Annotated in this window: 4 protein-coding genes; all 4 read right to left on the bottom strand. The window is 58.6% G+C overall.

Annotated elements, in window-relative coordinates; genetic code table 11:
* On the bottom strand, positions 1 to 2,208 hold a 2,208-nt coding region (locus FJ222_12045), incomplete at its 3' end, for a type III restriction endonuclease subunit R (protein MBM4165153.1).
* A 24-nt stretch (positions 2,209 to 2,232) separates the two neighbouring features.
* A complete protein-coding gene (locus FJ222_12040) occupies positions 2,233 to 3,942 on the bottom strand; it encodes a site-specific DNA-methyltransferase (GenBank protein MBM4165152.1) in 1,710 nt (569 codons plus the stop codon).
* Positions 3,939 to 4,187 carry a hypothetical protein gene (locus tag FJ222_12035; protein MBM4165151.1) on the bottom strand — a complete coding sequence of 83 codons (249 nt, stop codon included), beginning with the start codon at positions 4,185 to 4,187 and terminating at the stop codon, positions 3,939 to 3,941. The genes FJ222_12040 and FJ222_12035 overlap by 4 nt, the downstream gene beginning before the upstream one ends.
* On the bottom strand, positions 4,184 to 4,927 hold the full coding sequence (locus FJ222_12030; protein MBM4165150.1) for an HNH endonuclease: 744 nt from the start codon (positions 4,925 to 4,927) through the stop codon (positions 4,184 to 4,186). Before FJ222_12030 ends, FJ222_12035 begins: the two co-directional genes overlap by 4 nt.
* Between the last annotated feature and the right edge of the window lie 40 nt (positions 4,928 to 4,967).

The raw sequence follows: 4,967 nt of genomic DNA, 5'->3' as shown, positions 1-4,967 counted from the left end.
GCTGCTGGGTTTTAGCTCGGTGAAGCCCTTGCTGACGCACACCTCGTAGGCAGCGGCATCCTCCCAGTAGTGCTCCTGCATCTGCGCATGGACAAAACGGGCGATGACGCGCTGGTAGCAGCGCAGAACCTTGCGCACCTCGTTCCCGTCCTTCAGGTAGGACTGAAGATGGCGGACAACCTGGCCGGCGAGATCGTACAACAGGTCGGCATGGGCATCGTAGGAGATATCGTCGAAGTCCACCAGACCGCCAACCACGTAGTCTTCCAGGCGGGCCTCGTCAGGACCGGCCTTGCCCATGGCGATGATGTCCACCTGGTCGGTGCGGAGATGCCTGGCCCAGAGTTCGTCGGACACCGGCGGGAAGCTCATGACGTCCAGCTTGAGGTCGAAGCGCTTGAAACCCGAACGCACTTTGCCCGCAGGCACGACAAGGATGCGCGGAATGGGGATGGTCTTCTGAATGACGAGTTTCGTGGTGGTGTCCACGATCGCGGCAATGTCCGGCGGCTTGACGATGCCATCCATCTCCATCTGCGCCGGTCGGTACTGGGATTCCACGGCCGCGCGGATGCGGGCCTGGATTTCGGGATTGGCCAGCGCCTCAACGGTCGGCACGGCGGCGGGCTGGTTTTCGAGTTTGCGGATTTCGTTGAAGACGATCTGCGCGACCTTTTGCTCCTCGGGATGTTCAAAGACCGGTTTCGCGGCGGTCGGCGCGACGACCGTGTTGGATGTGGGTTGCTCGACGGTGAAGCCGAGACTGTTCGCGAGTTGCGACTGGGAGACAAGGGTCACGCTCTTGGCGACGAAGTCAGTGGAATTGAGGATAACCTGTTTCAGTTGGATGGCTGATCCGGGGCGCCTGGCTTCGTCCACAATCTCCTGAAAACGGTCGTGGGCGACGATGTTGAGCCGGTCAACGGCGGTGACGCCGGTGCGTTGGCCATACGGAAGGCGCAGGCCACGCCCAATGGACTGTTCGATGAGCGTGCGGGCGTTGGCGGCGCGGAGGGGGACGATGGTGTAGAGGTTGGTGACGTCCCAGCCCTCCTTGAGCATGTTCACGTGGATCACGATCTCGGTGGGCTCGTCGGTGTGCTCCACCCTGAGGAGGCGTTCGATCATCTCGTCCTCCTCAACGCCGGTCTTGCTGGAGTCCACCTGAATGACCTTGTCCTTATACCGCCCATCGAAGAAAGCGTCGGACCTGATCAGGGTGTCGAGTTGTTTGGCATGGGTGGTGTCCCGCGCGATGATCAGAAGAAAGGGTTTCACCAGGCGGTTGCGGGTCTCGCGCGCGTATGTCTCCAGCTCGACCTTGATCCCCTCGTGGAGGCGGATGCCGTCCTCCAGCTTCATTCGTTCGATGGCCTCGGGCGTCATCCCGGCCGGGTTGAAGTCCTTGCGCGTGACGACGGCCGGCTCCTTGACAAAGCCGTCCTCCATGGCCCTGCCCAAAGGATAGTCGAGAATCACGTTCTTGAACGGCACCGGACCTCTGGGGCTCTCGACGAAGGGCGTGGCGGTCAGTTCCAGGCCGAGAACGGGTTTGAGTTCGTTGATCGCGCGAACGCCGGCGGTGGCGCGGTAGCGATGGGACTCGTCCATGATCAGGACGAGGTTGGGAAGATTGGCCAGATACTCGAAATAGCTTTGGCCGATATACTCGGAGAGGCGTTTGATCCGGGGCGACTTGCCGCCGCGCACTTCGGTGTTGATCTTGGAGATGTTGAAGATGTTAATCTTACAGCGCAGGAGCTGGTCGAAGAGCGTGCCGGCCTTGGCCTCATAATCGTCACCCGTGATAATGGCCGGGGGTTCGGTGGCGAACTCGGCGATGCCCTGGAAGACGTACTTGGGGGTGTTCGGTCTGAAATCGTCGATCAGTTTCTTGTAGATGGTCAAATTCGGGGCCATGACGAAGAAGTCGTTGATCCCATGGACCTGATAGAGGTAGGAGATGAAGGCCCCCATGAGGCGGGTCTTGCCGACGCCGGTGGCGAGGGCAAAACAGACCGAAGGGAATTCGCGTTCAAAATCGCTGACCGTGGGGTACTCCGAGCGGATCGAGGATAGGGCGGCGGCGCGGTCCGCATTTTTGGCCGGCGGCGCAATTTCGGTAATGCGGGCAAGCATTTCCAGGGCGTCCCGTTGCGGTTTGCGCAGGCTCAGGCGTCCGGCGATGGAGTTGACGTGTCTGTTCATGGTGTTTCTTGTGTTCTTTCGCGGCTAGTCAAGGGACAACTCCAGTTGGCCGGGTTTCGGCGGGGCTTTGGGGAGGTTGGCGACGTTCAGGCTGTAATCGTCATGCCCCCATTCGCAGCGGGTCATGACGTGCCTCGGTATCTTCTTCACGGTCAGGTTCGGCCAGTTCTCCGGGTTGCCGCGGAAGGCCGAACAGAGGACAAGAAGCGAGCGCCCCTCGCCGACCTCGTCGTTCAACTGCGCCAACTGGGAGGCGTTCAGGTTCTGTGTGGTGACATACAGGAAGTCCCGCTCAGTGGAACGTCCCTGTTGCCAGTAGACCGACTCGCTCGGCTCATAGCGGAAGCCCTCCAGTTTGCAGAGCGCCTCGGCCAGCAAGGCGGCGTTGTACTCCTTGCTGATGATCCAGTTGCCCCACTTGTCCTTCTCCAGCAAGGAAGGCGCGAGTTTGTAATACCGGAACCCGCCGCCGCCGTCCCAGTTGACCGCCTTGCTGATCCCGCCCGGGTCCTCGCCGTCAATGACCTTCTTCAGGCGCGGGATGATGTGCGTATGGCAATGCTCGCCCAACTCCACCATGATCCACCGGCGCCCCATCTTGTGCGCGACCGCCCCGGTTGTTCCTGAACCGGCGAAGGAATCGAGCACCCAGTCACCGGGGTTTGATGCGATGTGAACGACCCGGCGGATGAGCCCTTCAGGCTTCGGAGTATCAAACACCTCTGAGCCAAAGAGTCCTTTGATCTCTGCCTTGGATGTGCGGTTGCTTCCCACGTCAGCGTTGAACCAGATCGTCTCGGGCGGCTTGCCCGCAGAGTTCTCATGGTAGATGCGGAAGTAGAGGCTCCACCCGGACTTAGTCTTCACCCACTCAAGCAGATGCTTATCTCTCTCGAGTTTATCCTGCCCCCATCGCCAGCGGCTGTCAGATCCATCGGGATTCATCGGAAAGACCGTCGCCCCATCGGGCGCAACCACCCCATAGTACATGGAGGGCCGCTTTTCCCGAAACCCGTCAGATCCCATTGCCCGCAACGGTTTCAGGTAGTAACGGCGACCGACTTCGTCAGTCTTGCTGTAATGCTGGGGCACTTCGTCGTCGGTTAACCGGTTCATTGCGACGCTTCCTGCGTTCTTTGCAAACACTAGAATGTGATCACTTCGCGATGAGAACAACTTAACATCCATTCTAGGACTGTCCGCCTTTTCCCATATAACATCCGCAAGGAAATTCGGCCTGCCGAACACCTCATCCATCAGCACCCTGCAATAGTGCCCCTCATTATCATCCAGATTCACCCAGATCGAACCATCCTCTGAAAGCAGCCGCCGCAGGATTTCCAGCCGATCCCGCATCAATGACAGCCAAATCGAGTGCTCCACCCCGTCATCATAATGCGTAAAGGCCGATCCCGTGTTATACGGCGGATCGATATAGATGCACTTGATCTTCCCCGCGAACTCCTGTTCGAGCGCCTTGAGCGCCAGCAGGTTGTCGCCGAAGATCAGGCGGTTGTCGAAGAGGTCGCCGACGGCGGAATCCGATTTTGCCGCGAAAGAACGCAAAGAGCGCACAGAATCTTTTGTGTTCTTTGCGTTCTCTTGCGGCCAATCCTTCACCCGGTGCGCCGCGTGGTAGGATTTCTCCGGGTCTTCCAGCAGGACGCGCGGCTCCAGGCGCGGCCGGTTCTCCTTGCCGATCCAGGTGAGCTCGAGTTTGGGGTGTTTGGTCATGAACGTATCCCAAGAGAGCGGTTGTCGAAGAGGTCGCCGACGGCGGAATCCGATTTTGCCGCGAAAGAACGCAAAGAGCGCAGAGATTCTTTTGTGGTCTTTGCGTTCTCTTGCGGCCAATCCTTCACCCGGTGCGCCGCGTGGTAGGATTTCTCCGGGTCTTCCAGCAGGACGCGCGGCTCCAGGCGCGGCCGGTTCTCTTTGCCGATCCAGGTGAGTTCGAGTTTGGTTTTCCGTACGCTCATGACAATGCGTCGATTCTCCAAATGGTTGTCGCCTGTGTAGCCATCCAATTTTGCCTTGCGGCCACTCGTTCGGGATTCCAATCGGCATTGTCCGCGGCCAGTTTCCGTGTAATTTCAAAACCACTGCCTGTAAAAACCGGCCGTTTGATCACATATGCCGCATTGCCGATGTCCCGATTGGGGCCGCTGGCGAGCAGGGTCATGTTCCCCAAACGGAACACCAGCGCGTCGAGTTCATCCTCGGAAAAAGCATCCCACCCGGTTTCGGGATTTTCCGGCAAGACGTGTTCCACGTTAAAACTATCACTGTCAAAATCCAGTTCAACATTCGACAGCCGCTTCTCCAGTTCACACAGAATATAGCGAACCACGCGCTTGTTTCGCGTTTGTGTTGTTCGCAAGATTTTTTCCGCGAAGGCCGAGCGAAAGGCTTCGTCGCTCGGATAGATTGCCGCCAGTGCGCGTACAATTCCCGTCGAGTCCGCAATTTGATTGCGCGACACCTTTTCCGCCACGGCATTGTAAACCCGCTCCTGTTCGCTTGTGGGCTGACTTCCGATCACGTTGTAACGAAACGAGATCATGGAACAGGCGCGCAAGAGAGACTCGAACTGCGAATCCGGCAGCACGCGCTTGGATGCCAACAACAATGGACGGTTATAAGGGACACTCCAGCAATCAAACGTGCGCGGGATTGGCTGGCCAAATTTGTCTATGTAGCCCCAAACATGAACTACCACGACGGCTCAACGGGAGTGTTTGCGGACGGCGGGTATCAAA

The organism is Lentisphaerota bacterium, assembly GCA_016873675.1.
In the GTDB taxonomy this organism is placed as follows: Bacteria; Verrucomicrobiota; Kiritimatiellia; order RFP12; family JAAYNR01; genus VGWG01.
The sequence above is the reverse complement of the archived record's forward strand: the minus strand, read 5'-3'. Positions and strand labels throughout refer to the sequence as shown.